Source organism: Streptomyces sp. NPDC022910 (assembly GCF_055561075.1).
Genome location: NZ_JBVHHL010000005.1, coordinates 179,676 through 204,459 on the forward strand (window position 1 = coordinate 179,676; position 24,784 = coordinate 204,459).

Genomic DNA, 24,784 nt, shown 5'->3' on the forward strand with positions numbered 1-24,784 from the left:
ACACCGCGCCAGTGACCGCTGGCAGCAAACCCGCCGATCAGCGCGTTGTCAGGAGCCCACCAGGGTCGCGCCGACTTTCAGGCGGGCCGGGCGCCCTTGAACAGGGACGTTCGCTTCTCGTCCGAGGCGCCCTTTGGCATGTCCACGCACAGTGTACGTGGTGTCGGTGAGCAGGGCCTCGTCGCCGTGGAAGCTCATCGGGGTGCAGAGCGTGGTCGCGTCCCCGCCGGACCAGCAGGCGGTTTCCTGCCGCGTCCAGGCTTTCAGCGGGGTGGGGGCGTTCTTCTCGCGGGTCAGACGGAGTCGGAGGGTGTCGTCGCCGTAGGTCACCGTGGGGTCCGTCGACGCCTCGCGCGGGGTGACGACTGCTAGAGCTCGTCGATGTCCAGGTTCGCGATCGCCGTCCTCGCCACCTCACGGCCGCGTTCCGTGAAGTCGCCCTGACCCGGGTAGCTGACCGTCAGCTTGTACATGCTGCCGGCGGAGTTCTTGTAGTAGAAGATCTTCAGTTCCCGAGGGCGCGGGTTCCGGCTGTCGTTCGTCGTGTAGGCGACCGTGTTCTCGGCGGCCTGTTTGCCGTGGTACGTGGTCTCCTTCGGCTCCGTCGCCTTCGGGCCCGACGCCATGTCCAGTTCGTAGGCGCCGCTGTCCTTGAACTCGCCGTTGTCGGCGTACATCTCGGCCGCCGACGAGTCCTTGATCTCGTGGAATCTGTCCTCGGACTTCTTCGCGAGGTGCAGTCCGATCCAGATGCTGCCGCTCCAGTCGGTGTACGTCACCCGGTTCTTGTCGGTGTCGTTCTTCGCCGGCCTGCTCACCTGGTAGTCCGCGGGCACCGCGAGCGTCGCGCCCAGTGCCTTCGCCTGGCGCTGCTTCCAGCCGTCCGGCAGCGGCCCCGCGAACGGGTCCGCGACGATCAGGTACACCGCCACCGCCAGCGCGACGACCGCGACGCCGGTCCCGGCCAGCGCCTTGCGGCCGAGGCGTACGCCCTTGCCGCCGGGGACGGCGAGTTGCACCGCCTGGGTCGGCTGCGGCTCCCGCGCCGCCTCCTCCAGCAGCCGGCGGACCTCGGCCGCGTTCGGGCGCCGTGCGGGGTCCTTGTCCAGCAGCCCGTTGATGGCGTCGGCGAGCGGGCCCCGGGCCGAGGCCGGAGCCGCCGGAGTGGAGTGGAGGACGGACTGGAGGGTGGCGGGCGTGTTGGTGCGGCGGAACGGCGAGACGCCCTCGGTCGCCGCGTAGAGCATTACGCCCAGCGACCACAGGTCGGACGCCGGGCCGGGGCGTCGGCCCAGCACCCGTTCCGGCGCGATGTACTCGGGTGAGCCGACGAAGCCACCCGTGTCCGTCAGGTTGGTCTCGCCCTCGATCTGCGCGATGCCGAAGTCGGTGAGGACGACGCGGTCGTACCGGCCGAGGAGCACGTTGTCGGGCTTCACGTCGCGGTGCAGGATGCCCGCGGCGTGCGCGGCCTCCAGTGCGCCGAGCACCTCGAGGCCGATCCTCGCCGCCTCGCGCACACCGAGCGTGCCCTCCTGGAGCACATCGCCCAGGGAGCGGCCCGGCACCAGCTCCATCACGATCCACGGCCTGCCCTCGACCACCGCCACGTCGTGCACGTTCACGACGGCGGGGTGGTCGAGGCGCGCGGCGGCCCGTGCCTCACGGCGCATCCGCTCGTAGGCATTGGCCTGTTCCCGCTCGGGAAGGTGGTCGGGGGCCCGGGGTTCCTTGACGGCGACCTCACGGTCAACCGTCTCGTCCTTGGCCCGCCACACCGTGCCCATGCCGCCGTGGCCGAGCTTCGCGAGGAGCCGGTAGCGTCCGGCGACGAGCCGCCCGGCACCGGGGCCCCCTGGCGCCTCGGGCACGACCTGGGTGGGGATCGGCGCCGCGTGGGGCCGGGAGTCCGCCTGCTCGGGCTGCGGCCGCGCGTACGGGTTTCCCGGGTACGGCACGGCCGGCCGCGGCGGTTGCAGTCCGAAGCTCGTCGGCTCGTCCGGCCCGTGAGGAACTCCCCCGTGGTTGCCCATACGGTCATGCTTATCGCGCGAACGCTCCGTCAGCCACTCCCGCCCCACACCGGTCACACACCCGTGACGCACCACGCGCCGTATCTCCGTTTTACGCCGGTACGAGGGCGTGCTCCGTGACTACGCCGGAACCAACGCGGCCGACGCGACTAGGCCGGTACGAACGTGCCGACCGCGACGTCGAAGTACTCCTTCGCCTCCCGCACCTTCCCGACCGGTGCCGACACCCACACGTCGTACATCCGGCCACCCTGTTCCCAGCAGAGGTCGTACGTGTGCCGCGGGCCCTCGGCCGTCGTGAAGCCGTTCCAGGTGAACTCCCAGAGCGCCGCCGGGTTTCCGTCGTGCGAGGTCCCGGTGACCCGGCCGCCGCGATACCCCGGGTTGGCGGAAGGTCCGTTGGCGTCCGCCTGGCGCATCACCGCGAGCGGGCCGCCCGCTTCTGGGTCGGTCACCTTGATGCCGATGCGGTAGGTCTGCCCCGACGACATGTAGAAGACCCGCTCACCCTGCGGGACACGGGTGAATCCGTCCGGCACGGCGAGCGAGAAGCCAACCGGGTCCTGGGCCAGCCGGTACCCGGAGGGAGCCGTGCGGCCTGCGGCCGGCGCAGACACGGACGCCGACGCCGAGGAGAGCGACCGTGTCACCGTCACCGTGGGGGCGGCCGAGGGACTCGACGGGCCGGTCCTCACCGACGTGCCAGGCGGTCCCGAGCCGACGGGCGTGTCACCGCCGTTGCCGCCGTCGCGCATCAGCAGCGCCGCCGCCGAGACGCCCGCGCCCGCCATGGCGGCGACGAGGGCGGCGGCGACGAGCACGCCGCGCGCGGAGTGCTTCCCGGGCCGCGCGGCGGCCACCGACGGTGTCGCGGCCTCGGGTACCTCTCGTAACGGTGGCGGCCCCGGGCGCCGGGGCACGTCCCGCTGTGTCGGCGTGTACGCCACCGGCACCCGCGGCGTACGCCCCGTCTCCAGGAACTCGCGCAACAGCCGCTCCGCCTCGGCCGCGTCCAGGCGCCGGTCCGGATCGCGCTCCAGCAGCCCTCGTACGACGGGCAGGATCGGCTGCGCCTGCGCGGGCGGACGGATCTCGTCGACGACCACCGCGTGCAGGATCCCGCCCAACGAGTCTCGGCGGAACGGCGACTCGCCGCTCAGCACGGCGCACAGCAGCGCGCCCAGCGACCACAGGTCGGAGGCGGGTCCGGTCCGGTCGCCGGACATCCGCTCGGGGGCGGTGTACTCGGGCGAACCGACGAAGGAGCCACTCTCGGTGAGCGTCGTGGCACCCGCCACCTGCGCGATGCCGAAGTCGGTGAGGACGACACGGTCGGTGTCCGCTTCCATCAGGACGTTCGCGGGCTTGAGGTCGCGGTGCAGCACCCCCGCGTCGTGCGCTCGGCGCAGCGCGCCCAGCAGGGCGATGCCGATGCGGGCGGCCTCGCGGGCGTCGACGGGGCCGCTACCGGCGACGCGCTCGGCGAGTGAACCGCCGTCGATCAGCTCCATCACGATGTAGGGGCGCTCGTCGTGTTCGACGACGTCGTGGACGACGATGATGTGCGGATGCCCCAACTGCGCGACCGCGCGCGCCTCGCGCAGGGTGCGCTCGCGCTGCAGCCGGGCCTGCTCGCCGGAGAGCGAGGTGTCGAGGACGAGTTCCTTGACCGCCACCTGCCGGCCGAGCAGCTCGTCGGTCGCCCGCCAGACGACACCCATGCCGCCCCGGCCGATCCGCTCCTCCAGCCGGTAGCGGCCCGCTATCACACGGACGTTCTCCCCCTCGGTCCCCATGAGCCCCATCATGCCTCACCGGAGGTCAACCCTCCCGGACGCTGCGGCGACGGTGGCCGACAAGCGACGCAAGAGGGCGTACGAGCGAGGTGCGGCGGACGTTCGGGGGCGTACGAGGGGGCGTGCCGGCCGCGGCCGTCAGCCCGTCGGCTGGCGCCAGGCGCGCAGCACCACGTCGAACTGCTCGCGCGTCGTGTCCCAGTCGGCCGCGGGACCGGACATGTAGATGGCGTACTCGACGCCGTTGCGGCCGATATAGGTCTCCTCGACGGCGTGGCGCGGCCCGGGAAACGGTGTGTCCTTCGCCAGCGCGGTCCACGTGTACTCCCACAGGGAGCCGGGGCAGTCGCGGTAGATGTTCTTGCGCAGCGTCACCCGCTGGTAGTCGGCCAGCCGTTGGAGCTGCTGTTCGAGGTCGGCCTGGTGCGCGTGCGCGTCGTCGAAGTCCGGTGAGTCGTCGATCGCGATGCGGATGAAGTGCTTGCCGCCGTCGGGTGTGTAGTCGGTCTGGAAGGCGTCGAACTCCTTCCGCTTCCACCGCTTGCCGGGCAGGGCGATGGTGAAACCCGCAGGATCCTTCTTGCGCACCCAGCCGTCGGGGATGGTGCTCACGGCCTGCTGCGGGCCCGGGGCAGGTGTGGCGGACTCCGAGGCCGACGGCGCGGTGGCGGACGCACCGCCACCGCTGTCCCGGTTGATCAGGTGGTTCACGGCCAGCGCGCCTCCGGCGCCGAGGACCGCGGCCACGGCGAGGACGAGCGCGACCGTGCGGCCGCGGCGGCGCCTGCGGGGCGTGGGCGACGGAGCGAACTGGGGCAGGGTGCCCCCGCTCGTGTACGGGTCGCGCACCTCCCTCCGGCGCGGCACGTTCGCGGTCGTGTCCTCTTCGGCGCTCAGGTCCACGTGCATCGTCGCCACGTACTCCTGTGCAGCCTTCGGCCGCCGCCCCTCCGCGGCCTCGGCCAGCATCTGCTCCAGCTGCGCCGCATCCGGCCGCCGAGCCGGGTTCTTGCACAGCAGCGCGGCTATGACGGGTCCCAGGGCGCCCGCGAACTGCGGCGGCGCCGGCTCCTCGTCCACGACGGCCTGCATGGTCGTCAGCGGCGAGGTCCGTCTGAAGGGCGATTTGCCCTCCACAGCCGTGTACAGCGTGGCGCCGAGCGCCCACAGGTCGGAGGCGGGGCCCGGGTCGTGGCCGCGGACGCGCTCCGGCGCCAGGTAGTCGACGGACCCGACGATCTCTCCCGTGCGGGTGATCGTCGTGTCGCCCTCGACCTGGGCGATCCCGAAGTCGGTGAGGAGCACACGTCCGTCGGCGGCGAGCAGGACGTTGCCCGGCTTCACGTCGCGGTGCAGGACGCCCGCGGAGTGTGCTGCGCGCAGCGCGCGCAGCACCCACAGCCCGACGCGGGCCGCCTCGGCGGCGTCGACACGGCCGTGTTCCTTGACCGCATCGGCCAGCGAGCCGCCCTCGACCAACTCCATGACGATCCACGGCCGGTTGTCGTGCTCCAGAACGTCGTGGACGGTGACGACGGCCGAGTGGTTGATGCGCGCTGCGGCCCGTGCCTCGGCGTGGGTCCGGGCGAGAAGTACGGCACGGTCACTTTCCGTGACGTACAGAGCCGCCGTCAGTTCTTTGATGGCGACAGCCCGGTGCAATACCTCGTCGTGGGCGCGCCACACCCGGCCCATGCCTCCGCTGCCGATGGAATCGACGAGCCGGTAGCGGCCCGCGAGGAGCAGGCCCTGCATCTGATTCACGTTTCCCCGCAATGCTCTTGACGAGGTCAGACTAAAGAGCGGCCCACACACTGGGAACTGGCGGGGGTGGAACGGAGACCGCACTGTGACGGTTCTCCCTTCCACGTACGGGACGGAACCACCGCACACTCAGCGCAATCGGACCCCAACACCCGTGCGCCGCTTGCGTTCGGCGAGGTTCGTGCGGGAGGCGGGGTGCGGCGAGCGGTGACGCGGAGTGGTCAGCCGGTCGCTTGGTACGTCTGCTCCGCCTGCTCGTACAGCCGTGTCACCTCGTCGCGTTCGGCCTCCGGGCCGCGCACCTGCACCACGTGGTAGCGGCCGCCGACGATGAGGGCCAGGTTGCGCACGAACAGCTGGCGCCCGTTGGCGTCCGTCCAGGTGAACTGCCCCTCGGCCATGGTCCGTCCACCGACGTCGATGCGCCGCATTCCGCTGGAGGTGGCCCAGGTCGAGTCGCGGAACGGCTGCAGTTCGGGCTCCGACTCCCGCTGGTACGTCAGCGGATCGCCGCCGTACCTGCTCGTGCTGTCGCGTCCCGGCACGACGATCAACTCGAAGTCGCCCTGGGAGTAGACGATCTGACCGCTCCCGTTCCTCGGCGTGCGGTCCCACCCGTTCGCCACGGCGACACGGAAGCCTTCCTGGTCGTCGCGCAGGGTGAAGCCCTGCGCGACCTGGGTCTCACTGGTCTGGGTCTGGGCGGAACCGGCCGACTGGGAAGGGCTCTTGGAGCCGGACCCGTCGGGCTGCTGCGTGCTGCCCGTGCCGGTCCGCTGCGGAGCGGGACCTACGCCCCCGGCGGCGCCTGTGCGCTCCCCCGCCGTGCCGGTGCCACTGCCGGTGCCACCGCTCGGTTCGGCCTTCGGCATGAACATCATGGCGTACGTGATCGCCGCGGCCAGCGCGAGAAGGATCAGCAGGAGCAGCGTGCGGCCGAGTCTGCGCGGCTTCGGCCGGCGGTCGTCCCTGGCGCGCTTGTGACGGGCGTGGGTGGTCGCGGGCAGCCCGGCGCGGCGCCTGCGGACCAGCTCGCCACGGCGTCGTACGATCGGCAGCCGCCCGGGGTCGACGGGAGGGGCCGCGACGACGTGCGCACCCGCATCGGGCTCCGGCGCGGACCGGACGAGGGAACGCAGCCAGCCGCGCAGCTCCTCGAAGTCGGGTCGCTCGGTCGGGTCCTGACGCAGCAACGACTCCACGACCGGGCGCAGCGGTCCGCACTCCTCGGCGAAGGCGGGCGGTTCGGCGCAGACGAGCTGGACCAGCTCGGCTGTGCTCTCCTCCGGGTACGGCGCGTGCCCCTGCACGGCTCTGAACAGCAGTGCGCCCAGCGCCCAGAGGTCGGTCGCGGGCCCGATCGGCGCGGCCAGCTGCCAGTTCTCGTGCACCGGTCCGGCCTGCTCGGGCGCCCACCGCTCGGTGACGGGCCCCACGACGGTCATCCGCGCCTGCCGCGCACGCTCGGCGGCGAGGGCGGTGGCGGGGCCGCGGTGGTTCCAGGGGACCGTGGGGGTGCCCGCGGCGGTGGCGGGCGTGCCGGGGGCCGCGTGCTCGTACGGTGCGGCGCCCGAGCCCGGGGCGGGCAGGCGGTTTCCGTACGGGCCGCTGCCGTTGCCGTGAGGCATGGCGGCGGCGCCGGGGAGTGCGGTGCGGTCCCGGCCGTCGGCGGTGGGCGGGGCGGGACGTGGGACCGCTCCGTGCCAGGACGTCGTGCGGCTCGCGCCGTACGGGTCGACGATCTGTCCCGGCGGTGTGTCGGGACGGCGTTCCCTCTCCTGGCCGGGTGACGGCGACGGTGTCACCGCGCCGGTGTCGGACGGGCGGGGCGCGGGCAACGCCGCCCGGCCGCCGCGCTGTTCCTCCTGCACCCGGGCCGCGGCCCGTGCCCCCGCGCGGTAGGCCGCGATCGCCCCGGCGCGCGCCGCCCGCACGTCTCCGCCGGACTCGAGCGCGCGGGGCTCCGCGGCGGGCGCACCACCGGCGGGCATACCGTCGCCCGGAGGTGTCCCGTTCGCCCGCGCCTCGACCGCGGCACGCCGCGCGGCCTCCGCATCCATGCCCTGCGCGGCCCCGCCCACGGAACCGAACGTTCCCGTACCGTTCACGCCGAAGGCCGATCCGTCGGCACTCTCGCCCATGGGGCCGCCGGTCCGGGCCTCCGCAGCGTCACCGCCCCCGTCGGGCGCCCCACCGGCCTGCTCGAACTCCCGCGTCGGCACCGGGTCGTACCCGCACAGCGCCTCCTCCGCCGCCCCGGCCGCCAGGCCGGTCAGCACCACCCGGCCGTCGTCGCAGACGAGCACCGTGCGCGCCGTGATGTTCCGGTGCACCCAGCCGTGGGCGTGCAGTACGCGCAGCGCCATGAGGACTTCGGAGGCGACCTCGGCCGCACGGTAGGGCGTCAGCGGCCTCTCCGCGAGCAGTGCCGCCAGCGGCCGTGCGGCCACCGGTTCACTCACTATCCACAGGGAACCGCCCTCGGCGAACACGTCGAAGACCTGGTCGAGGCGGGGTTGGTCGGGTATCTGCGCGGCGGCCTGAGCGGCCTCGATCGCCCGCCGGACGGCCGGGTCGACGGGCCGTCGCGTGGCCGTCCGGGAGGAGGCGCCGCGGGACCTGCCGTCCCGTGCCACGAACCCCTCCGGCAGCCCGTCCACGTCGAGCACTTCCGCCTCGACGACCTCCGGCAACAGCACCTGCCGTACCAGGACTTCCTGACCGCTGTAGGTGTCGAAGGCCCGGGTCTCAGCTGATTCGTACTCGTCCGAGGGCGGCAGAGGCAGGCGGTAGCGGTCGGCGAGTACCCGTCCCGCATAGTCGTCCACGATGCCTCCCCCGGCCGCCCGATTGGTCAATTCCGTTCGCCTTGCGTCCTGTTCTGGATGCGTACGGTCCGCAATCCCTCACGATACGTGCCGGAGGCAACCCACAACCCGGGGATGTCATATCTCCCCGCGACGCGACCGCGCGGAACGTGACCCGGGCGAGCGGTACGTCACGACTTCGGCTGGAAGGTCTCCGTCAGCGTCTTCCAGGTGCCCTTGCGCCCTTCGCCGTCCCAGTCGGACGCCTTCGCCGTGTACATCAGCGCGTAGCCCAGATGCGAGTTGACGACGAAGCCGCGGTCGACCACCCGGTAGGTGGTGCCTCCGTCGGCGTAGGTGAACTCCCAGTCGGCCGTGTTCCAGCTCCGGTAGTCCGCCTGTTCGATGTGGATCCGCTTGTACTGGGAGCGCGTCATGTAGTGCTCCTGGTTCTTCCAGTCCGCGACCGGGTCGCCCTTGGGCGTGGACGTCCAGGCGACGAGCAGCTTCTGCCCGTCGGGCCCGGTGAAACGGTCCCCCGCGGCATCCGAGGACCGGTACTTCCAGCCCGCCGGCAGCCCGATCGAGTACCCCTGACCGCCCTTGTACGTCGTCGCCGCGTCGTCATCACCCGACGAACCGGACGACGTGCCGCCACTGGCACCGGCATTCGCGGCCGGCGAGCTGTCCGCGGTGTTCTGCTCGTCCGACCCGTTCGTCGCCGTGCCGCTGGTGCCGGAACTGTCCGTGTGCGAACCGCCGCTCCCGCCCTTGCTCCCGTTTCCTGCGGTCGCGGAGCTGGACGCGGCCGCCTTGGTCGAGTTCTTCTTGTTGTCCTGCGAGCCGCTGCCGCCGCCACGGAGAGCGATCGCGAGCACCGTCCCGAGCACGGCGAGCGCCACGACGACGGCCACGATCACCAGCGTCCGCTTCGGCACCACGTCGGTGAGCGGCGCCCGGGGCGGCTGCGCCGGCCGCGGCGGCCGGTCGGGGTCCGGAACGATGGGCCACCCCGAACTCGGCTTCGCAGAACCGGAGTTCGTTTCGACGACGGCAGTGGTGTCACGTGCGCCGGCCGACGTGGCCGCCGGTCGGCTCGTGCCGGGCGTCCCGGCCGCGGGCGCGTCCACGTCGGCGGACGTCGCGCCCTCGTTCGCCTCCCCGGATGTGGATCCTGACGTCTTCGCCCGCGCAGCCGTCGCCGCGGCAGCCGTGGCCGCACCGGCCGACGTCGCGGCCTTGCGCACGGACCGCAGCGCCCCGCGCAGCCGCTCGGCGGCCTCCTCGCCCCGTGTGGCACCCGTACTCGAGGTCTCCCCGGACGCCTTCTTGCCCGAAGGCTCCTCCGGCACGGGCGGCAGGGCCACCACACGGGTCGCGTCCGCCGGCGCCTCCTCCTTGGGATCGGGTGCGTGGATGACCTCGTTGAGCATCGCCCGCGCGCCCGCTTCGTCCAGCCGCTGCTGGGGATCCTTGGCGAGCAGCCCGTAGATGACGCTCTTCAGCGGACCCGCGTTCTTCGGCTCCTCGACCGGCTCGGTCATCACCGCGGTCAGCGTGGCGATCGCCGACCCCTTGTCGTAGGGCGGCACGCCCTCGACCGCCGCGTACAGCAGTCCGCCGAGCGACCACAGGTCCGACGCCGGCCCGGGCTTGTGCCCGCGCGCCCGCTCCGGCGCGATGTAGGAGGGGGCGCCGACGAGCATGCCGGTGGAGGTGATGGACGGATCGCCCTCCACCTGCGCGATGCCGAAGTCGGTGAGCACGACCCGGCCGTCCTCGGCGATCAGCACGTTCGACGGCTTCACGTCGCGGTGCAGGATGCCCTCGCGGTGCGCGGCACGCAGCACGTCGAGGATCGCGAGCCCGACTTCGGCGGCGCGCCTCGGCTCCAGCAGGCCGTCCTCACGGATGACCTCGGCGAGCGACTTGCCCTCGATCAGCTCCATCACGATCCAGGGCCGGTCGTCCTCGTGGACCACGTCGAAGACGGTCACCGCGCCGTTGTTGCGGATCCTGGCGATCGCCTTCGCCTCCCGCAGCGTACGCGTGATGAGCCGGCGCTTCTCGTCCTCGTCGATGCTCGACGGGAACCGCAGCTCCTTCACGGCGACCGTACGGCCGAGGGTCTCGTCCTTGGCGCGCCACACCGTGCCCATGCCGCCGCGGCCGAGTACGTCCCCCAACCGGTACCGCCCGGCGAGGAGACGTTCGCTTTTGTCCTGACGGGGTGTCCCCGCCCGCTCCGCCTCCGACATGCGTCCCCTCATGCAACCCGCCCTGACAGAGCCTCCATTGTCCCTCACGCACGGACCGCCCAACGCCCAGGGTGCCCCTGATCCGGCGGCTCGGCCCCGCGCCCGAGGACGCCTCGACGGAGCGGACACCGCGACGCCGGATCCTGGATGTGCACCACGATGCCCGGTGTGCGCCGCCGTGGCGCCCCTGCCCCACCGCCGGAGCCGTGGCAATCGGGCCCTGCCCGGCCCCGCCATAGGGTCGTCCCCCATGATGGGCCGTGACAAGGAAGGATTCCGATGCCGCTGCACCGGACACCCCGGACCCGGACCCTATTGGCCGTACCGGTGTGCCTGGCCCTGCTCGGACTCGCCCCGGGTGGCTCGCAGGCCCCCGCGGTCCCGGCGACGGACGCCGTGCTCCCGCTGCTCGTCGCCGAAGGCCGGGCCCCCGCCGCCGCCCTGCTCGCCCGTGAGGAGTCGGGCTCGCACTTCGCACGCGCCGGACACGGCATCGCTCTCGCCGACCACTTCCGCGCCGGCAGCATCACCAAGACCTTCATCGCCACGGTGGTGCTGCAACTGGCCGCCGAGCACCGGCTGTCCCTGTCGGACTCGGTGGAGGACCATCTGCCGGGGCTGGTGCGCGGTACAGGCAACGACGGCCGCGCGCTGACCCTGCGAGCCCTGCTGACCCACACCAGCGGCCTGGCCGACTTCACCGGGGACACCAAGGGCACCGTTCCCCTGACTCCGCTTCAGGCCGTACGTATCGCGCTCACCCACCCTCCGGCCGCCCGGGGCCGCTTCTCGTACTCCAACACCAACTACGTGCTGCTCGGCATGGTCGTCCAGCAGGTCACCGGTCACTCGTACGCCGTCGAGGCCGAGCGCCGCCTCATCACCCCCCTCCGTCTGACGGGCACCTCCTTCCCGGGTGCCCGCACCACGCTTCCCTCGCCGCACGGCCGCGCCTACGCCGCCGACGGCTCCGATGTCACCGAGCTCGACCCGCGCGTGGCGGGCGCGGCGGGAGAGCTGGTGACCACGCTCGCCGATCTCGACCACTTCTACGCGGCACTGCTGGGCGGCGAGCTGCTGCCCCCGCGGTGGCTGCGGGAGATGCTCGAGACCCGTGCCGCACACGGCACGTACGGCATGGGTCTGTATCCGGTGAAGCTTCCGTGCGGCACGACGGTGTGGGGGCACGACGGCCGGATCTCCGGCAGCTACGTGCGCACCGCAGCCACCGTCGACGGCCGTCGCGCCCTCACTTTCCGCGTGAACACGGACGGCTTCCCAGACTCCGGACTGGAACAGGCCCTGCTCACCGCCGAGTTCTGCCCCCGTACCCCCTAGAACGAGCCGGTTCCGAACGGAGATCCCGGAATGCGCCACTCGTTCGGGTGATCCCGGCCGAGGTCCACGAGAACCCGGCCGGCCGGCTTCCTCCAGCGGCGGAGATGCCGGTCTACAGCGGCACTATGTCCGGCGCGCCCAGCCTCGCCGCATCCGCCGTCAGGTCGTCGGGCTGGCGCTGCGACTCCCGCTCCGCCTCCACCCGCTTGTCGTAGTGCTCGACCTCGCGGTCGATCTGGTCCCTGTCCCACCCGAGCACCGGCGCCATGAGCTCGGCGGCCTCCCGCGCACTGAGCGTGCCGCGGTCGAACGTCTCGATCGAGATGCGCGTCCGCCGGGTCAGCACGTCGTCCAGGTGCCGTGCGCCCTCGTGCGAGGCGGCGTACACGACCTCGGCTCGCAGATAGTCGTCGGCCGCCTGAAGGGGCTCGCCCAGCGAAGGATCGGCCTCGATCAGGTCGAGCACTTCCTCCGCCAACGACCCATAGCGGTTCAGCAGGTGTTCCACCCGCACCACGTGCAGCCTGGTGCGCGCCGCTATACGCGCCCGCGCGTTCCACAGTGCCCGGTACCCCTCGGCGCCCAGCAGCGGGACGTCCTCGGTGACACACTCCGCGACCCGGCGGTCGAGGCCGTGCACCGCCTCGTCGACGGCGTCCTTGGCCATCACCCGGTAGGTGGTGTACTTGCCGCCTGCCACCACCACGAGACCGGGCACCGGATGGGCCACGATGTGTTCGCGGGACAGCTTGCTGGTGGCGTCCGACTCCCCGGCGAGCAGGGGCCTGAGGCCCGCGTACACGCCCTCCACGTCGTCCCGCGTGAGCGGGACCGCCAGGACCGAGTTCACATGCTCCAGCAGGTAGTCGATGTCCGCACTGGACGCCGCCGGGTGCGACTTGTCGAGGTTCCACTCGGTGTCGGTCGTCCCGACGATCCAGTGCCGGCCCCATGGGATGACGAAGAGGACGGACTTCTCGGTCCGCAGGATCAGGCCCGTCGAGGAGTGGATCCGGTCCTTCGGTACGACCAGATGGATGCCCTTGGAAGCCCGTACGTGGAACTGGCCCCGCTCGCCCACCATCGCCTGGGTGTCGTCGGTCCACACCCCCGTCGCGTTGACGATCTGCTGGGCGCGGATCTGGTACTCCCCTCCCCCTTCCACGTCCTGCACCGTGGCGCCGACGACCCGCTCGCCCTCGCGCAGGAAGCTCGTCACGCGCGCACGGTTGGCGACCTTCGCTCCGTACCACGCGGCCGTACGCACCAAGGTGGCCACATAGCGGGCGTCGTCCATCTGCGCGTCGTAGTACTGCAATGCGCCGACCAGCGCGTCCTTCTTCAAGCAGGGGGCAACGCGCAGGGCGTGACGGCGGCTCAGGTGACGGTGCAACGGCAGTCCCCGGCCATGGCCGCGCGCCATCGACATGGCGTCGTAGAGCGCGACGCCCGAGCCCGCGTACAGACGCTCCCAGCCCTTGTGCTGCAACGGATAGAGGAAGGGGACGGGCTTGACGAGATGAGGGGCCAGGCGCTCCAGCAACAGGCCACGCTCTTTCAGCGCCTCGCGAACGAGCGCGAAGTCGAGCATCTCCAGGTAGCGCAGGCCGCCGTGTATGAGCTTGCTGGACCGGCTGGAGGTGCCGGACGCCCAGTCGCGTGCCTCCACCAGACCTGTGGACAGACCGCGTGTGGCGGAGTCCAGCGCCGTGCCCGCGCCGACCACGCCTCCGCCCACCACCAGCACGTCCAGCTCACGCTCGGCCATTGCCGCCAGAGACTCGGCGCGCTGCGCCGGCCCCAGTGTCCCTGTCCTCACCGCTGCCTCCCGCTCAGTCGCGCTGGCCACACCCGTCAGGCGAAGCCCGGCTCCTATCCCCCATTCCCAAAGTCTGACCGGGATGCCCGACTTCGGCCACCACGCACCCGCAGCCTGTGGACAACACTCACGGAAACTCGCCCAGTCAATCCCGCAAATCGGTCATATTTACTCCTAGTGTGACATTGCGCTCCCTCGTTCTGTCCACAGGACTTGCGTATCTCTCCCGCCTCGGCTACTGGGAAGGACGGCCCAATCCATGCCCGCAGACCTCGCCGTCATCGGACTCGGTCATCTCGGCCTGCCCCTGGCCCAGGCCGCCGTCGCCGCCGGCATCTCCACGCTCGGGTACCGGACGGGGCCCGAGGCCGGTTCCCTCACCGCCGCCGAACTGCGCCGGATGCTCTCGCGGGGCTTCCGCCCGACCACCAACTCCGCCGAACTCGGCCGCGTGCGCACCGCCGTCATCTGTGCGCCGGCCCAGCGCGGGGCCGACGGCGCGCTCGACCTCGGCCAGGTGGAGGCCGCCGCCCGTACCCTCGCCGAGCGGCTGCGCCCGCACACCACCGTGATCCTGGAGTCGCCGGTGCCTCCCGGCACCACGGAGGAGTTCCTGCGCCCTCTCCTCGAGGAAGGGTCCGGTCTGCGCGCGGGACGCGACTTCCACCTCGCGTACTCGCCGAGCCGAGTCGACCCCGGCAACCGTGACTTCGGGGCCGCCAACACGCCCAAGGTCATCGGCGGCCTCACCCCCGCCTGCACCGAGTCCGCCGCCACCTTCTACGGACGCCTCACCGAGAAGGTGGTACGCGCGCGTGGACCTCGTGAGGCGGAGACCGTCCAGGTCCTGGAGACCAACTACCGGCAGGTCAACATCGCCCTCGTCAACGAGATGGCCGTGCTCTGCCACGACTTGGGCGTCGACCTGTGGGACGTCATCCGCTGCGCGGAGACCAAGCCGTTCGGCTTCCAGGCATTCCGCCCCGGCCCCGGTGTCGGCGGCCACACCGTCCCGCAGGACCTGGCGGGCCTGACCGGGCGCACCCTGCGGATGGTCGAACTGGCGCAGCAGGTCAACGACCACATGCCCCGATACGTCGTCCAGCGCGCCGCCGCCCTCCTGAACGAGCACGGCAAGTCGGCCCGCGGCGCCCGCGTCCTGCTGCTCGGCGTGACCTACAAGCCGGACCTCGCCGACCAGCAGGGCTCTCCCGCGCAGGAGATCGCGCTGCGCCTGATGCAGCTGGGCGCGTCCCTCAGCTACCACGACCCGCACGTCCCCGCCTGGAGCGTCCTGGACCGTCCGATCCCGCGCGCCGACTCCCTCTACGAGGCGGCGGCAGGCGCCGACCTGACGATCCTGCTCCAACAGCACCGCACGTACGACCTCCAGGGCCTGTCGGTGAAGGCGCAACTGCTGCTGGACACACGGGGGGCCACGCCTACGGGGGCGGCGCATCGGTTGTGAAGGGGGCGCGCGGGGTGGCTGAGCCTCGGGGGCCGGTGGCGTACGGCGGCCTCCGCCACTAGCGTACGGAGCACGTGAATCCGCAAGATCCACCTCCTCAGGTGCCCGGCCCCCCGACGGTGGATCCGGTACCGTACAAACAGGTGGAGCCCGCCGCAGGTGGCTACTGCGACCGGCTCCTGAACGGTGAACGGAGTGTCCGCCCCTACGTCTCATAGGGTGGCTCACCATCCGAAGATCCGCAAGATCCACCTCCTCCGGCACTTCACCGTCCACAGACGGATCCGATCCCAGCGGGTGGGCTTGCGGTGACGGCCCATGGGCGCGCCCCTTCCATGACACCGCCCAGTAGCCCGGTGGACGGTCCATTGGAGTTCGGGCCGGGCCCCGACGGGCCGGGGTCCGGAGCCTTGTCCTTGGAAGGGGGCGCCCCAGAGAGCGGGGTCGCCGGAAACGGACACTATCGCCTCGGCACAGCCGTCCTCCGCGCATTCGCCGCCCCGAACGCGACCGTGCGCCCGTGTACCGCAATACGCGCCCCCACCTGGGCACTTGGACATACGAAGGGGCCCGGTTCACCCATCGGGGTGAACCGGGCCCTCGTCCGCTCAAGCCGAGCGCAGCGTCACCTCACCGCCGGTGCTGCGAGTCCGCCACCGTCACCTCGACCCGCTGGAACTCCTTCAGCTCGCTGTAGCCGGTGGTGGCCATCGCGCGGCGCAGGGCGCCGAAGAAGTTCATCGAGCCGTCCGGAGTGTGCGACGGGCCGGTGAGGACCTCCTCGATCGTGCCGACCGTGCCGAGGGCGACCTTCTTGCCACGCGGCAGCTCCTCGTTGACAGCCTCCATGCCCCAGTGGTGGCCCTTGCCGGGCGCGTCCGTGGCCCGCGCCAGCGGCGAGCCCATCATCACGGAGTCGGCGCCGCAGGCGATCGCCTTCGGGAGGTCGCCGGACCAGCCGACGCCGCCGTCCGCGATCACGTGCACGTACCGGCCGCCGGACTCGTCCATGTAGTCGCGGCGGGCCGCCGCGACGTCCGCGACCGCCGTGGCCATCGGGACCTGGATGCCGAGCACGTTGCGTGTGGTGTGCGCGGCTCCGCCGCCGAAGCCGACCAGCACGCCGGCCGCGCCGGTGCGCATCAGGTGCAGGGCTGCGGTGTACGTGGCGCAGCCGCCGACGATCACCGGGACGTCGAGCTCGTAGATGAACTGCTTCAGGTTCAGCGGCTCGTGCGAGTGGGAAACGTGCTCCGCCGACACCGTGGTGCCCCGGATGACGAAGATGTCCACGCCCGCGTCCACGACCGCCTTGGAGAACTGCGCCGTGCGCTGCGGGGAGAGCGCCGCCGCGGTGACCACGCCGGAGTCACGCACCTCCTTGATGCGCTGCCCGATCAGCTCCTCCTTGATGGGCGCCGCGTAGATCTCCTGGAGGCGGCGCGTCGCTGCGTCGGCGGGCAGCCCGACGATCTCGTCGAGGAGCGGCTGCGGGTCCTCGTACCGCGTCCACAGACCCTCGAGATTCAGCACGCCGAGGCCGCCCAGCTCGCCGATACGGATCGCGGTGGCCGGGGAGACGACCGAGTCCATGGGAGCGGCCAGGAAGGGCAGCTCGAAGCGGTAGGCGTCGATCTGCCAGGCGATCGAGACCTCCTTCGGGTCCCGCGTACGGCGGCTGGGGACGACGGCGATGTCGTCGAAGGCGTACGCCCGGCGGCCGCGCTTGCCGCGCCCGATCTCGATCTCAGTCACGTCTGTGGCCTTTCCCTGATGCGTTTCAGCGTCTTCCAGTATCGCCGACGGGTACGACGGCGGCCGCCCCACAGGCACGACAAGGGCGACCCCGGACTTTCGGGGCCGCCCTCGGAGGCGCTCTACCCGCGCTTCACGCGCGCGTGGATCACTTCCCGCTGTAGTTCGGCGCCTCGACCGTCATCTGGATGTCGTGCGGGTGGCTCTCCTTGAGGCCCGCGGACGTGATCCGGACGAACTGGCCCTTCACCTGGAGCTCCGGGACCGTCCCGCCGCCGACGTAGAACATCGACTGGCGCAGACCGCCGACCAGCTGGTGCACGACCGAGGAGAGCGGGCCGCGGTAGGGCACCTGGCCCTCGATGCCCTCGGGGATCAGCTCGTCGTCGGAGGCGATGCGCTCCTGGAAGTAGCGGTCCTTGGAGAAGGACTTGCGGTCGCCACGGGACTGCATGGCGCCCAGGGAGCCCATGCCGCGGTACGACTTGAACTGCTTGCCGTTGATGAAGAGCAGCTCGCCCGGCGACTCCTCGCAGCCCGCGAGCAGCGAGCCCAGCATCACCGTGTCGGCGCCCGCGACGAGGGCCTTCGCGATGTCACCGGAGTACTGCAGGCCACCGTCGCCGATGACCGGGACCCCGGCCTCCTTGGCGGCGAGCGATGCCTCGTAGATGGCTGTCACCTGCGGGACGCCGATGCCGGCGACGACGCGGGTCGTACAGATGGAGCCGGGGCCCACGCCGACCTTGATGCCGTCCACGCCGGAGTCGATGAGCGCCTGGGCGCCCTCGCGGGTGGCGATGTTGCCGCCGATGACGTCGACGCCCGAGGAGTTCGACTTGATCTTGGCGACCATGTCGCCGACCAGCCGGGAGTGGCCGTGCGCGGTGTCGACGACGATGAAGTCGACGCCCGCCTCGATCAGGGCCTGGGCGCGCTCGAAGGCGTCGCCCGCGACGCCCACCGCGGCGCCGACGATGAGGCGGCCCTCGGTGTCCTTCGCGGCGTTCGGGTACTTCTCCGCCTTCACGAAGTCCTTGACCGTGATCAGACCCTTGAGGATGCCCGCGTCGTCGACCAGCGGAAGCTTCTCGATCTTGTGGCGGCGCAGCAGCTCCATGGCCTCGACGCCGGTGATGCCGACCTTGCCGGTGACCAGGGGCATCGGGGTCATGACCTCGCGCACGTGGCGGGAGCGATCGCTCTCGAAGGCCATGTCGCGGTTGGTGACGATGCCGAGCAGCTTGCCCGCGACATCGGTGACCGGGACACCGCTGATGCGGAACTTGCCGCACAGGGCGTCCGCCTCGGCAAGCGTGGCGTCCGGGTGGATGGTGATCGGATTGGCCACCATGCCTGACTCGGAGCGCTTGACCAGGTCGACCTGGTTGGCCTGGTCCTCGATGGACAGGTTGCGGTGCAGCACACCGACACCGCCCTGGCGGGCCATCGCGATCGCCATGCGCGACTCGGTGACCTTGTCCATGGCGGCGGACAGGAGCGGGATGTTGACCCGGACGTTCTTGGAGACGTACGAGGTGGTGTCGATCTCGTCGGGCGCCATGTCCGACGCGCCGGGCAGCAGCAGCACGTCGTCGTAGGTCAGCCCGAGTGTCGCGAATTTCTCGGGCACTCCGTCGACGTTGGCAGTCATGACACCTTCCCCAAATGGCCTTGATCGGTGCGGATGTCCATGCTAACGGGAAGCACGGGTGTCTCATTCCACGGTTGGAAGTGACCCTCGGCTTCGTATGTTCGTACGGAACCGGGTGGACGTCTGTTCAGATGGGGGCCGGTGTACGGGTTGCCGTGCTCGGCCGACGCGGCCCCGGCACCACCCGATTGCGCCGCCGTCGCCCATCGCCGTCGCAGCGGGAGAGAAGCGCGCCTACTGCTCTGCGAGCGCCCGCAACCTGCTCAGCGCCCTGTGCTGGGCCACCCGCACCGCGCCCGGTGACATTCCCAACATCTGACCCGTTTCCTCCGCGGTCAAGCCCACGGCGATCCGCAGCAGGAGCAGCTCGCGCTGGTTCTCCGGGAGGTTGGCCAGGAGTTTCTTGGCCCATTCGGCATCGCTGCTGAGCAGCGCCCGCTCCTCGGGGCCCAGCGAGTCGTCCGGACGCTCCGGCATCTCGTCCGACGGAACCGCGGTCGAGCCGGGGTGGCGCATCGCCGCTCGCTGCAGATCCGCGACCTTGTGCGCGGCGATCGCGAAGACGAACGCCTCGAAGGGCCGCCCGGTGTCCTTGTAGCGCGGCAGTGCGAGCAGGACGGCGACGCAGACCTCCTGCGCCAGGTCCTCGACGAAGTGCCGCGCGTCACCGGGCAGTCGTGACAGACGCGTGCGGCAGTAGCGCAGGGCCAAAGGGTGAACGCGGGCGAGCAGGTCGTGGGTCGCCTGCTCGTCGCCGTCGACGGCGCGATGAACGAGGGCACCGATCACCGTTGTCTCGTCGTCGCGCATCGGTCCATGGTGCCTTGGCGTCGTTCGGTCCGTGGCACCGCGTCCGTAGTTGTGCACCGAAGCGTTATGAGCAGGTGCGCCGGAACTCATCTCCTGCGCCCTCCCCTTCCGCTCGATCGACTCGTCCCCGAGGAACTCCACACCTCCAAGGATGCGGCATCCGCGGCGAAACGAGCAGTGGGCACCGGGCGGGCCCCGTTGCCAACCCCGCCCACCGTGCGGTAGGCGGGGATCTGCGTACCCCGCGGTGATCCACTTAGCGGACCAGGCCCCACCGGAAGCCGAGCGCCACCGCGTGCGCGCGGTCCGAGGCGCCGAGCTTCTTGAACAGCCGCCGGGCGTGCGTCTTCACGGTGTCCTCGGAGAGGAAGAGCTCGCGACCGATCTCCGCGTTGGAGCGGCCGTGGCTCATGCCCTCCAGCACCTGGATCTCACGCGCGGTGAGCGTCGGCGCGGCACCCATCTCGGCCGAGCGCAGCCGCCGCGGAGCGAGCCGCCAGGTCGGGTCGGCGAGCGCCTGCGTGACGGTCGCGCGCAGCTCGGCGCGCGAGGCGTCCTTGTGCAGATAGCCGCGCGCACCGGCAGCGACGGCGAGCGCCACCCCGTCCAGGTCCTCGGCGACGGTGAGCATGATGATGCGCGCACCGGGGTCGGCGGACAGCAGACGCCGCACGGTCTCGACGCCGCCCAGACCGGGCATGCGTACGTCCATCAGAATCAGGTCCGAGCGGTCGGCCCCCCAGCGGCGGAGGACTTCCTCGCCGTTGGCCGCCGTCGTCACGCGCTCGACACCGGGCACGGTCGCCACCGCGCGGCGGAGCGCCTCTCGGGCAAGCGGGGAGTCGTCGCAGACGAGGACGGATGTCATGACCGCCCTCCGCAGCTGATGCGCGTCACCTTGAGCCTCCAGGCTGGTACGAATCGTCACCTGTGCGGTCGACGCCCTCGGACGCCTGCCCGAGCGCTTGTTCTTTCAACCGCCTCCGCACTCTCAACGATGGTCACTCGAAAGAGTTACGGTGCAGCAGGCCATCTTCGGCACTGTACGTGAGGGCGCGGACACGGTGCAGTCATGCGCGGCGGACCCTCGAACTTTCATCACAACCTATGCCCCATTTAGCCGCTTTTCTTCCCGTTCGCTGGTGTCTGGAGCTAGATTCGCAATGAGTCATATTTTCATCTCCTAAGATCGTCGTTGTACGGTAAGGGACACACATATCCGCCCAGAACGGCAACAAGGGGACACGCAATGGCAGATTTCTCCCGCCTTCCCGGTCCGAACGCGGATCTGTGGGACTGGCAGCTCCATGCGGCCTGCCGTGGGGTCGACAGTTCGCTCTTCTTCCATCCGGAGGGCGAACGCGGCGCGGCCCGGAGCGCTCGCGAGAACTCGGCCAAAGAGGTCTGCATGAGGTGCCCCGTGCGCGCAGAGTGCGCGGCCCACGCACTGGCGGTGCGCGAGCCGTACGGCGTGTGGGGCGGACTGACCGAGGATGAGCGAGAAGAGCTCATGGGACGGGCACGGACCCGTCTGGTACCGGCCTCCACGACCAGCGGGGGCACCGCCGCCTCGAACAACTGAAGGAACGTTTCTTCAACACGGGCACGCATGCGTGTGCCCATTTTTGGGGTGGGGCCGCACCAAGGGGACGGGGTCGGGGGCTACGTGCAGGCCAGGGGACGGGTTCGGGGGCTACGTGCAGGCCAGGGGACGGGTTCGGGGGCTACGTGCAGGCCAGGGGGACGGGTTCGGGGGCTACGTGCAGGCCAGGGGGACGGGTTCGGGGGCTACGTGCAGGCCAGGGGGACGGGTTCGGGGGCTACGTGCAAGAGAGGGCTTCGGGACAGTGAGCGCCCGGGGGGCCAGCCGGGGGCAACGCACTGCCAGGGGGTAAGGGACACCGCTTCGGCGTCGGCTATCGCACGGCCGCCCGCGCCAGTTCTCCCAGCGTCGCTGCCACCGCCGGCACATGCGCCAGGTCCGGCAGGGTGAGTGCGACGATCTCCCGCCGCACCGCGGGTTCCAGCGTGACCGGGCGCGCACGCCTCGGACGTACGGACTCGATCGCGAGCTGCGGCAGGACCGCCACACCGAGACCGGCGCCGACCAGGCCGACCACCGCCGGATAGTCGTCGGTCGCGAAGTCGATACGGGGCGTGAAGCCGGCGCTCTCACACGCCTGAACCAACTGACCCCGGCAGCGCGGACAGCCCGCGATCCACGGCTCCCCGGCCAGTTCGCCGATGGCGACCGACTCCGCACGCGCCAGCCGGTGGCCCTCGGGGACGAGTCCGACGAGCCGGTCGACCAGCAAGGGGCGTACGACCAGGTCGTCCCACTCCTCGGCGCCCGCGGCCCCTTCGTAGCGGAAGGCGAGCGCGATGTCGCAGTCGCCCGCGCGCAGCTTCTCCACGGACTCGGGTGGTTCGGCCTCCTCCAGGGAGACCCGGGTGCCGGGGTGCGCGGCGCGCAGGGCGGCGAGCGCGGTGGGCACGAGGGTGGAGCTGCCGCTCGGGAAGGAGACGAGGCGGACTCGGCCGGCCCTGAGGCCGGCGATGGCGGCGACCTCCTCCTCGGCGGCGGTCAGCCCCGCGAGGATGCCGGCCCCGTGTCGCACCAGCGCCTCACCGGCCTGGGTCAGGCGCATCTCACGGCCGATGCGGACCAGCACCGGCGTTCCGACCGACGCCTCGAGCGCCTTCATCTGCTGGCTGACCGCGGGCTGGGTGCAGCCGAGCTCGCGGCCCGCCGCCGAGAAGGAGCCGGTGGCGGCCACGGCGCGCAGCACACGGAGGTGTCGGGCCTCGATCACCCTGCGAGCATAAGGGAGTCTTGGACAGGGTGACGAATAATGCGTCGACGCTTTGACTCTCGTCCCCTACCGTGCCGCCATGAAGCTTCTGTCACTGAACCTGGGCCGGCCCGTGCCCGTCGACTACACCGACCAGCCCGAGGGTGTGACCGGCATCGACAAGCAGCCGGTGGACGGGCCGGTGTGGGTGGCCGCGCCCGGACCCAAGGGGACCGGCGCGAGTGGGGTGGCCGGGGACGCGGTGTGCGATCTGCGGCACCACGGCGGCGACGACCAGGCGGTGTACGCGTTCGCCCGCGAGGACCTGGACGGCTGGGAGCGCGAGCTGGGCCGGACGCTGCCGAGCGGCTCGTTCGGCGAGAACCTCACCACGGAGGGGCTCGACGTGGCAGGCGCGCGCATCGGCGAGCGCTGGCGCATCGGGTCCGAGGTGGTGCTGGAGGTGACCTCCGGGCGGATTCCGTGCCGCACTTTCCAGGAACACCTGGGTGAGCGGGGCTGGGTCAAGCGGTTCACGCAGAAGGGGGCGCCCGGCGCGTATCTGCGTGTGGTCGCACCGGGTGAGATACGGGCGGGAGACCCGATCGCGATCGTGCACCGGCCCGATCACGACGTCACCGTGGCCCTCCAGTTCCGCGCGTCCACCACTGAACGGCATCTGCTGCCCGGCCTGTTGGCGGCGGTCGACGCGCTGCACCCCGAGACCGCGGCGGCGGCGCGGGAGTACGCGCGGAAGTACCCGGTGGGGAACTCGCGCGGGCTGTACGGACGTTGATCCCGAAGTCGGTGAGATGCCCGGTCCGGCGAACGGACTCCGTCAGTCCGGGTCACTATCGTTGGCCCATGACAACGGCTCTGATTACGGGATCGACCGCGGGCATCGGCGCCGCGTTCGCACGGCGGCTGGCCTCCGAGGGCCATGACCTGGTCCTGGTGGCACGCGACACCAAACGGCTGCGGGAACAGGCGACGGAGTTGCACGACCGGCACGGCATCGAGGCGAAGGTGCTGACCGCGGACCTGGCCAGCGACGAGGGCATCGAGGCGGTGGCCACGCGTCTGTCGGATCTGAGGAACCCGGTCGACCTGCTCGTCAACAACGCGGGCTTCGGCAACAAGGGCCGTTATCTCGAGGTCCCCATGGCGGACGAGCTGCGGATGCTCAAGGTGCACTGCGAGGCGGTGCTGCGGCTGACGAGCGCGGCGGCGGAGTCGATGCGCACTCGTGGCCGCGGCGGGGTCGTCAACGTGGCCTCGGTGGCGGCGTTCGTCCCGCGCGGCACGTACGGGGCGTCCAAGGCATGGGTCGTGCAGTTCACGCAGGGCGCGGCGCGGGACCTGGCCGGGTCGGGCGTACGGCTGATGGCGCTGTGCCCGGGCTTCGTCCGTACCGAGTTCCACCAGCGCGCCGGAATGGGCACGGAGAACATCCCGGGCTGGATGTGGCTGGACGCGGACAAGCTGGTCGCCACCGCCCTCGCGGACCTGGCCCGGGGCAGGACGCTGTCCATTCCGGACCCGCGGTACAAGGCGCTGATGGGCGTGGTGAAGGTGACGCCGCGCGCGTTGCTGGGCGGCATCACCTCGCGGACGGGACGCAAGTACGGACCGCAGTAGGCCCAGGTCACGGCAATCGGCGGCCCGGGTACGGGCCTCGGCAGGACAGGTGACGCCGCCCCTCGGGTGGGAAGATGGGCGTATCTGCCGGAGCCAGGGGGGCCGGAGGCGGCGTCACATGACATTTGTGCAGCTCATCGACTGCAAGACCAGCCGATTCGACGAGGTGAACCGGCTCATGGACACATGGGTCGAGCAGACCAGAGGCAAACGCACCGCGACCCACAGCGTGATCGGCAAGGACCGGTCCGACGACTCGCACTTCATAGAGATCGTCGAGTTCCCCTCGTACGAGGAGGCGATGCGGAACTCGAGCCTTCCCGAGACCGACCGGACCTTCCGTGAGATGGTCGCGCTCTGCGACGAGACGCCCACGTTCACGGACCTGGACGTGGTGCGGGACGAGCAGTTGTACGCCGCGAACGTCCGTCGGTACTTCGAGGTCCTCGCCATGAGGGGTGAGCTGCCGCCGCTCGACGGCCTGCTCGCCGAGAACTACCACGACCACGATCCCGCCAACGAGCAGGACACCATCGGGATGGACGCGATGCGCCGCGAGATCGAGATGTGGCGCGGCGGTTTCGACTTCGCGTTCATCGTCGACGACCAGATGGCCCAGGGCGACCAGGTGTGCACCCGGTGGACCTGGAAGGCCCGGCACATCGGCGACTTCCTGGGGATCCCGGCCACGGGCCGGAACGTCAGCATGACCGGTATGACCATCTTCCGGTGCGATGAGGACGGGAAGATCGTCGAGGGCTGGTGGCAGTACGACCGGCTGGGACTGCTGTCGCAGCTCGGGGCGCTGGACGAGCTGGAGACCTGAGGCAGGGCGAAGGCCCGGCGCCCCGA

The 24,784-nt window shown here is 71.2% G+C and carries 18 protein-coding genes; 6 read left to right on the forward strand and 12 right to left on the reverse strand.

Going from position 1 to position 24,784, the window contains the following annotated elements; genetic code table 11:
• Positions 1-48: 48 nt before the first annotated feature.
• The 6 genes from ACZ3TS_RS07110 to ACZ3TS_RS07135 form a co-directional block, all read right to left on the reverse strand.
• Positions 49-330: a hypothetical protein gene (locus ACZ3TS_RS07110; protein WP_467614349.1), complete on the reverse strand. Its 282-nt coding sequence runs from the start codon at positions 328-330 to the stop codon at positions 49-51.
• Between the two features lie 38 nt (positions 331-368).
• On the reverse strand, positions 369-2,033 hold the full coding sequence (locus ACZ3TS_RS07115; protein ID WP_467614350.1) for a serine/threonine-protein kinase: 1,665 nt from the start codon (positions 2,031-2,033) through the stop codon (positions 369-371).
• Between the two features lie 149 nt (positions 2,034-2,182).
• Positions 2,183-3,829, reverse strand: a complete 1,647-nt coding sequence (locus ACZ3TS_RS07120) for a serine/threonine-protein kinase (RefSeq protein ID WP_467614352.1) — start codon at positions 3,827-3,829, stop codon at positions 2,183-2,185.
• Between the two features lie 138 nt (positions 3,830-3,967).
• Positions 3,968-5,584: a serine/threonine-protein kinase gene (locus tag ACZ3TS_RS07125; protein WP_467614562.1), complete on the reverse strand. Its 1,617-nt coding sequence runs from the start codon at positions 5,582-5,584 to the stop codon at positions 3,968-3,970.
• Between the two features lie 230 nt (positions 5,585-5,814).
• Complete coding sequence (locus ACZ3TS_RS07130; protein ID WP_467614354.1) at positions 5,815-8,421, reverse strand: protein kinase; 2,607 nt, start codon at positions 8,419-8,421, stop codon at positions 5,815-5,817.
• 170 nt (positions 8,422-8,591) lie between these two features.
• Complete coding sequence (locus ACZ3TS_RS07135; RefSeq protein ID WP_467614355.1) at positions 8,592-10,658, reverse strand: serine/threonine-protein kinase; 2,067 nt, start codon at positions 10,656-10,658, stop codon at positions 8,592-8,594.
• A 279-nt stretch (positions 10,659-10,937) separates the two neighbouring features.
• On the opposite strand from ACZ3TS_RS07135, the gene ACZ3TS_RS07140 reads away from it, so the two are divergent.
• The gene (locus ACZ3TS_RS07140) at positions 10,938-11,996 is read left to right on the forward strand and encodes a serine hydrolase domain-containing protein (protein WP_467614356.1); all 1,059 of its coding nucleotides are present in this window, start codon (positions 10,938-10,940) and stop codon (positions 11,994-11,996) included.
• A gap of 112 nt (positions 11,997-12,108) precedes the next feature.
• On the opposite strand, the gene ACZ3TS_RS07145 is transcribed toward ACZ3TS_RS07140, so the two are convergent.
• Positions 12,109-13,815: a glycerol-3-phosphate dehydrogenase/oxidase gene (locus ACZ3TS_RS07145; protein WP_467614357.1), complete on the reverse strand. Its 1,707-nt coding sequence runs from the start codon at positions 13,813-13,815 to the stop codon at positions 12,109-12,111.
• A gap of 259 nt (positions 13,816-14,074) precedes the next feature.
• Here ACZ3TS_RS07145 and ACZ3TS_RS07150 point away from each other — a divergent pair, with 259 nt between their 5' ends.
• Positions 14,075-15,283: a nucleotide sugar dehydrogenase gene (locus tag ACZ3TS_RS07150; protein ID WP_467614359.1), complete on the forward strand. Its 1,209-nt coding sequence runs from the start codon at positions 14,075-14,077 to the stop codon at positions 15,281-15,283.
• A 630-nt stretch (positions 15,284-15,913) separates the two neighbouring features.
• Here ACZ3TS_RS07150 and ACZ3TS_RS07155 read toward each other — a convergent pair.
• The 4 genes from ACZ3TS_RS07155 to ACZ3TS_RS07170 all read right to left on the reverse strand — a co-directional run bounded on the left by ACZ3TS_RS07155 (position 15,914) and on the right by ACZ3TS_RS07170 (position 20,370).
• Positions 15,914-17,038 carry a GuaB3 family IMP dehydrogenase-related protein gene (locus tag ACZ3TS_RS07155; RefSeq protein ID WP_467614360.1) on the reverse strand — a complete coding sequence of 375 codons (1,125 nt, stop codon included), beginning with the start codon at positions 17,036-17,038 and terminating at the stop codon, positions 15,914-15,916.
• A 148-nt stretch (positions 17,039-17,186) separates the two neighbouring features.
• Complete coding sequence (guaB, locus tag ACZ3TS_RS07160; RefSeq protein ID WP_467614362.1) at positions 17,187-18,692, reverse strand: IMP dehydrogenase; 1,506 nt, start codon at positions 18,690-18,692, stop codon at positions 17,187-17,189.
• 234 nt (positions 18,693-18,926) lie between these two features.
• On the reverse strand, positions 18,927-19,502 hold the full coding sequence (locus ACZ3TS_RS07165; protein WP_030571403.1) for a sigma-70 family RNA polymerase sigma factor: 576 nt from the start codon (positions 19,500-19,502) through the stop codon (positions 18,927-18,929).
• A gap of 256 nt (positions 19,503-19,758) precedes the next feature.
• Positions 19,759-20,370 carry a response regulator transcription factor gene (locus tag ACZ3TS_RS07170; protein WP_003948568.1) on the reverse strand — a complete coding sequence of 204 codons (612 nt, stop codon included), beginning with the start codon at positions 20,368-20,370 and terminating at the stop codon, positions 19,759-19,761.
• 381 nt (positions 20,371-20,751) lie between these two features.
• Here ACZ3TS_RS07170 and ACZ3TS_RS07175 point away from each other — a divergent pair, with 381 nt between their 5' ends.
• Positions 20,752-21,084: a WhiB family transcriptional regulator gene (locus ACZ3TS_RS07175; protein ID WP_467614364.1), complete on the forward strand. Its 333-nt coding sequence runs from the start codon at positions 20,752-20,754 to the stop codon at positions 21,082-21,084.
• Positions 21,085-21,418: 334 nt separating this feature from the next.
• Here the strand turns inward: ACZ3TS_RS07175 and ACZ3TS_RS07180 are convergent, their stop codons facing one another.
• Positions 21,419-22,315: a LysR family transcriptional regulator gene (locus tag ACZ3TS_RS07180; RefSeq protein ID WP_467614365.1), complete on the reverse strand. Its 897-nt coding sequence runs from the start codon at positions 22,313-22,315 to the stop codon at positions 21,419-21,421.
• Positions 22,316-22,394: 79 nt separating this feature from the next.
• On the opposite strand from ACZ3TS_RS07180, the gene ACZ3TS_RS07185 reads away from it, so the two are divergent.
• From ACZ3TS_RS07185 to ACZ3TS_RS07195, 3 genes are all read left to right on the forward strand, one after another.
• Positions 22,395-23,090, forward strand: coding sequence for an MOSC domain-containing protein (locus ACZ3TS_RS07185; protein ID WP_467614367.1), 696 nt, complete (start codon positions 22,395-22,397; stop codon positions 23,088-23,090).
• A 68-nt stretch (positions 23,091-23,158) separates the two neighbouring features.
• The gene (locus ACZ3TS_RS07190; protein ID WP_467614369.1) at positions 23,159-23,932 is read left to right on the forward strand and encodes an SDR family NAD(P)-dependent oxidoreductase; all 774 of its coding nucleotides are present in this window, start codon (positions 23,159-23,161) and stop codon (positions 23,930-23,932) included.
• A gap of 118 nt (positions 23,933-24,050) precedes the next feature.
• On the forward strand, positions 24,051-24,758 hold the full coding sequence (locus ACZ3TS_RS07195) for an ester cyclase (protein WP_467614371.1): 708 nt from the start codon (positions 24,051-24,053) through the stop codon (positions 24,756-24,758).
• Positions 24,759-24,784 lie beyond the last annotated feature (26 nt).